Origin of the sequence: Edaphobacter aggregans DSM 19364 (assembly GCF_000745965.1) — a bacterium.
GTDB lineage: Bacteria > Acidobacteriota > Terriglobia > Terriglobales > Acidobacteriaceae > Edaphobacter > Edaphobacter aggregans.
Map to the genome: position 1 here is coordinate 1 of NZ_KN050791.1, position 6025 is coordinate 6025.

A 6025-nucleotide genomic window follows, 5' to 3' on the forward strand; every position below is an offset into this window, starting at 1 on the left:
GTGCTTCAGCTTACCCTCCGAGGCTGCCAGTCCCTGCGTGATTTCACTCAGACTGTGGGCCCGTCCCAGTTGGCAGAACAGCATGGCGATGAACTGACCCCAGCAGGTAAAGCCTCGGGCGTGCCTCTCGGCTCGATGCTTGCCAACCGCAGCCTCGAAATCGGAGCGCGAAAACAGTTGCAGGAGTTGGCTGAAAATACTGCATACTCGATTCATGGTGGATGCCTTTCTCATGCGTCAAGTGGTCTTCTCAGGACCCACTTCACTCTACAGGAGGCTCCACCTGCCTCACCCTTGAGCCTTGTTCTCAAAGGCTAATTTGGACGACAGTGAGAAAATTTACATTCAAAGTTACATATCTGTATGGTAACTATAATCATCAGCAAGTAATAAGAAATGAATTGACCTTCCCGCGCGCAGAAATCAGGCTCGACTGCGAAGGCACGCTTCGATTGTGACTCTCCCCTGTCCAACGATTCCGTCTGTGAACAATCACTTTGAGGAGTGACCTTGAAAACACATGTTCGTTATGTCCAGGCCCTTTTGTGTCTGGTTTTGATCTGTCTTCTGTCCATGAGTCACCCCGCCAAAGCTCAAGGAGCCACGCTCGCTCCCTCGAAGCGTGTCGTCATCAACATGGGACAACGACCCTGGAAGTTTATTGTTGGCGACAACATTGTCATGAAAAATCCCGCCTTCAACGACTCTTCCTGGGAGAGCGTCGGACTACCGCATACGGCGGATATGCTTTTCACCTTCACGAACGAGACATCCGGCGGTGGCGCGGGTGATCTGAACGGCAATGTGGCCTGGTATCGCCAGCACTTTACCGTCGCCCCGCAGTACGCCAACAATAAGGTGCAGGTCGTCTTTGAAGGCGCGCACACCGGAGTTCAGGTGTACATCAATGGAACGCTGGTTCCGGCGACGCAGCAGTTCGCTCCTCAAGCGACCCACGTGGTCGGATTCCTTCCGTTTGTCGTTGACCTGACGCCGTACGTGCAATTCGGCGGGGACAATGTGATTGCGGTGCGGATCGCTCGTAACGCAGACTGGTTTCCCAGTCCGGGCTTTTCGCAGGCGTTCCGTTTCGGCCAGGCCGATAATGGCATCTTTCGGCCCGTGTACATGTACATCACGGACAAGATTCATATCCCGGAGAACATCTATTCGGGTTCGAAGACCTGGGGCACCTATGTCGCTACGGACGCAATCAACGACGACTCGGCCACGATTCATGTCCAGACAAATGTGATGAACGAGGGCACCACGCCCCAGGATGTAACCCTGACGACGCAGATCGTCGACGCCAATGGAAATGTCGTGGCGAGCCGTCAGGATGTGCAGACGGTGGTTCCAAGCGCAGCGGCAAATCCGCAGCCAAAGCTCTTTGACCAGACGCTGACTGTAAATCATCCAACTCTGTGGTATCCGAACAACTCGATTTACGGAAAGCCTTATATGTATAAGGTTTTTCATATCATCAGCGTTAACGGTGTGGTAATCGACGCCAAGCAGAGCCCTCTGGGAATTCGCACCATCACCTGGGATAAGGATTTCGTTTACATCAACGGCAAGCTTCAGAAGCTCTGGGGAGGTTCGGGCCGGTACGACTATCCAGGCTTTGCATCGAGTGTTCCTGAGGAGCAGAAGTGGCGCGACCTGCAGCAGATGGCAGCGATGGGCGGCAATCTCTGGCGCCCAGGGCACTCCGCTGAGAGTGAAGAGTTTGTGAACGCCGCCGACGCCCTCGGCATCATGGTGGTTCAGCCGAGCGGTGATGGAGAAAATGGCTTCAGCGACCCATGCGGTCCAACTGCAAAGATGACTTGCGAGCAGGAGGAGCTCAAACTGGAGTTGCATCGCGACATGATCGTCCGCGACCGCAGCCATCCGTCGATCCTGGCATGGGAGGCGGACAACGGTGTTGCTCTGCCGGCGTTTGCGCAGCAGGTTGCTGCCGTCGGCAAGCAGTGGGATTACCTTGGCAGCGATGGGGCTATTAATGGTCCTCGTGGTGGGCACGCACAGTCTGACCGCTCCGGAGGTCAGCCGCAGTTCGCAAACAACGGCGATTTCATGAGCTGCTCCGGTAACGGTTGCGATATCGGCGTGAAAGATGGGATTCCCGACAAGCCTGCCTGGGGAGCCGAGTACTGGGGGCCTGGCGTGATCCGCGGCGATCACGATCATGAGATCTCGATGGCTGCGCAGTATATCGACAACTGGAGCCGCGGCATTGCCAAGCACACGTTTGGCCTGGCGCAGTGGTACTTTGCGGACTCGCCGGGCGAGATAGGTACCTACACCGATCTCCCCGAAGATGACGCCAGTCACAACACCGAGCGTTCGATCGGCGACTCGATGGTGGACTTCGAGCGGTTTCCCCGCCTGCTGTATTACATCGAAGAGGCCAACTGGACACCCTATTCAGTGAAGCATGTCGTCAAGCTGGCTCATACATGGAACCGTTCCGGAAACATCCAGGTGAACGCCTGGAGCAATTGCCCTGCAGTGCGCCTGCTGATCAACGGCGTGCCTCAGGGGCAGGATCAGATTCCGAATCCCTGGTCCTCGCTGGCGGCCAACGATCGGGACTTCGTTGCGACTGAGCTGACGACCTCCCTTCCGGGGCAGGTGCACTGGAACGTAACATGGCAGCCAGGCACAGCAACTGCACAGTGCATGGACCAGCTTGGACAGGTGGCTACGGACGCTGATGGAAAGCCGGTGGTTGATACTCTCACCACGGCGGGCGCCCCCGACCATATTGTTCTTGAGAATGTGGCCAATGTTGTGCGCCCGGATGGCACCAGCTTCCAGGTAACAGCCAATGGCACCGATGCGCAGTTTGTTGTTGCCAAGGTCGTCGACGCAAACGGCGTTGTCGTTCCCGGCGCCAGCAACCTGCTGACCTTCTCGGTCAGCGGTCCCGGAACGTACGTTGGCGGCACGCAGCAGATGGTGACACCCGGTCAGCCGCACAGCTATCACTCGCCCGGTGACCCAGAGCTGGCCGCTGAGGATGGTCTGCAAAAGATAGCGATCAGGAGCCAGTTCACCCCTGGCGTGGTGACGGTGACGGCGACATCTCCCGGACTCACGGGCGCGTCCACTCAGTTCAACATCTTCCCCATCCCGCAACAGATCACGACCGCAACCGCTCCGGCGATCATCGCGGAGCCGGTGGATACGTCGGTGACACAAGGCTTTCCGGCGCACTTCAGCGTGACGGCATCGGGAGCCGATCCACTCGCGTTCCAGTGGTATAAGAACGGAGTCGCGATCCCCGGCGCTACGTCGGCGGCGGTCGATACTGCTCCAACTGTGGCATCGGATGACCAGTCTGCTTTCTCGGTGACGGTCACCAACAGTCTCGGCAGCGCTACCTCCACGAATGCGATGCTGACGGTGGTTGCCGCGGCCGCTCCTGCCATCACGGTGCAGCCGATGTCGCAGACCGCCTCGCAAGGGCAGACTGTCACCTTCACAGTGCAGGCAACGGGCTCTCCCAAGCTGACCTATCAGTGGACCAGGAACGGTGCACCCATCCCTGGCGCCATTTTGAGCAGCTACACCACACCCACTCTGTCGGTCAGCGATAGCGGTTCGGTGTATGCCGTAACGGTCACCAATCCGGTCAACAGCGCTGTCTCGACGAATGCAACGCTTACTGTGAACCCCGCGGTCGCGCCGCAGATCGTGACAGACCCGGTCAATGTCGCCGCTCTGCCGGGTCAGCCCGCCACCTTCTCGGTGACGGTAACGGGTACACAGCCTATCGTCTACGTTTGGGAGAAAGACGGAACGCCGGTGGGGACTGGAAGCAACTCACCGACACTAACCATCAACTCTGTCTCGAACGGCGATCTCGGCACCTATACGGTAACTGCGACCAACATCGCCGGACAGGCTGTGAGCAAGGGAGCAACCCTCACCCTTGCGCCTCCCGGCGTCAACATGTCGCTGGGTAAGGTTGGACTTGGCAGCAGCTTCGAGAACGCGGTCGGTCTTGCTTCGAAGTTTGCCATCGACGGTGATCTGACGACGCGCTGGGGCTCGGCATTCAGCGATCCTCAGTCGTATCAGATCGACTTCGGCGTCCCGATGACGTTCAATCGCGCCGTCATCAACTGGGACCCCTCCCACGCGACGCAATATGTCATCCAGGTGTCGAACGACGGACAGAGCTGGAGCGGTCCTGTGTATTCGCAGGACTCCGGCACTGGAGGAAAGGATGACTTCACCTTCGCCGCGCAGCACGCCCGTTACATCCGCATGTTCGGCACACAGCGCAACGACAACTTCGGCTACTCGATCCGCGAGTTCGAGACCTATAACGCCGCGAGCTGCGGCAACAGCAACGAGCGTTGGACGATCGATCCAAACAATCTGACGGTCGTCACCGACAATCTCAGCGGCCTGGTCTGGACGCGTACGCAGAAGACTGACAACACTGCAGGCGCTCAGTTCACACAGGTCTCCGCCATCAACTACTGCCAGAGCCTGGGCATGCGCATCCCGACATTGGCCGAAGCGCAGGCCATCTCTGGAAGCTCGGCTGCCTCGTGCGCGTTCCCCGCGTTCTGGGCGACCTGGACCTCTACCGATGACCCGGACGACAACTCGCGTGCGTTCAATGTAGATGCCACTGGAAACCAGTTCTTTGGCATCAAGGTCAATTCACCCGGAGCGACGCTCTGCGTTCAGGGGCCGGAGCAGCAGCCGCCCGTGATCACGCAGCAACCCTCTCCGGTGACCGTCGCTGCTAACCAGCAGGCGACCTTCTCGGTGGTTGCCACGACTACCGGCAATGGTTCGCCAACGTACACCTGGTTGAAGAACAATGTTCCGTTCCAGATCACCGGTGTACCAGCGGTCACGACTCCTGTCGTCACCGCAGCCGACAACGGAGCTCTGTACTCGGTCGTCGTTACCGGCGGCAATGGACTGACCACGACCAGCACTGCCGGCGTTCTCACTGTTACCGGCCCCACCGGGGGAGGTGGCGGTACTACCTGTACAGCGGCTCCGAGCGCGCCGGGAACGTTGAATGCCAGCGCCACTGCTTCGGGCCAGATCAACATGGTGTGGGGAGCCAGCACTGCAGGGAACGGCTGTGCCGTTACCTACAGTGTCTATCGTGGCACCACTGCCGGGGTTACCCCGTCCGCTGCAAACCTGAGAGTCACCACAAGTGCCACGGTCTTTACGGACACGGGTCTGGCTCCCAGCACAACCTACTTCTACATCGTCGTAGCGTCCGACTCAGTTGGTGCCTCGGCAGCTTCCAACACTGCGTCGGCCACCACGTCCGCGGGCTGCACGACGAACTGTCCCACGGAAGTGATTGCTATCAGCGCAGGCGGTCCCGCTGCAGGTAACTTTGCCGCGGATGAAGACTTCACCGGCGGCAACCCGTCGGGTAGCAATGCGACCGTCAATACCTCTGGGGTGACGAACCCTGCTCCCCAGTCGGTCTACCAGCATATGCGCGTCGGCAACTCCACCTATACGCTTCCCGGATTGACCCCCGGGGCCAGCTACACGGTACGGTTGCACTTCAATGAGTTCTACTGGACTCAGCCGGGGCAGCGTGTGTTCAACGTCAGCATCAACGGCACGCAGGTGCTCAACAACTTCGATGTTCTCGCTGCTGCGGGCGGTCAGAACGTCGCGATCGCCGAGCAGTTTACGGCGAACGCCAATGCCCAGGGCCAGATCGTGATTCAGTTCACGACGGTCAAGGACAATGCGGCGGTGAGCGGCATCGAAGTGCTCGCTTCGACTGCGACCACCACGCCGCCAGCTGCTCCTAGCAACCTGACGGCGACGGTGGCCTCTTCCAGCCAGATCAACCTGAGTTGGACGGCCTCGTCGACGTCCGGAGTTACTTACATGGTGCTTCGCAATGGAGTCGCCGTGGCCAGTGGACTGACCGGAACTACTTACATCGATACCGGCCTGACAGCCTCAACCACCTACTCCTACACCGTCGAGGCGGTGGATGCGGGCGGCACTTCGC

General features: G+C 59.1%; 2 protein-coding genes. One reads left to right on the top strand and one right to left on the bottom strand.

Annotated elements, in window-relative coordinates:
• On the bottom strand, positions 1-234 hold a 234-nt coding region (locus tag Q363_RS34670), incomplete at its 3' end, for a DUF4372 domain-containing protein (protein ID WP_157468262.1).
• A gap of 276 nt (positions 235-510) precedes the next feature.
• On the opposite strand from Q363_RS34670, the gene Q363_RS34675 reads away from it, so the two are divergent.
• Positions 511-6025, top strand: a 5515-nt coding sequence (locus Q363_RS34675) for an immunoglobulin domain-containing protein (RefSeq protein WP_211256494.1), incomplete at its 3' end; no start/stop codon positions are given.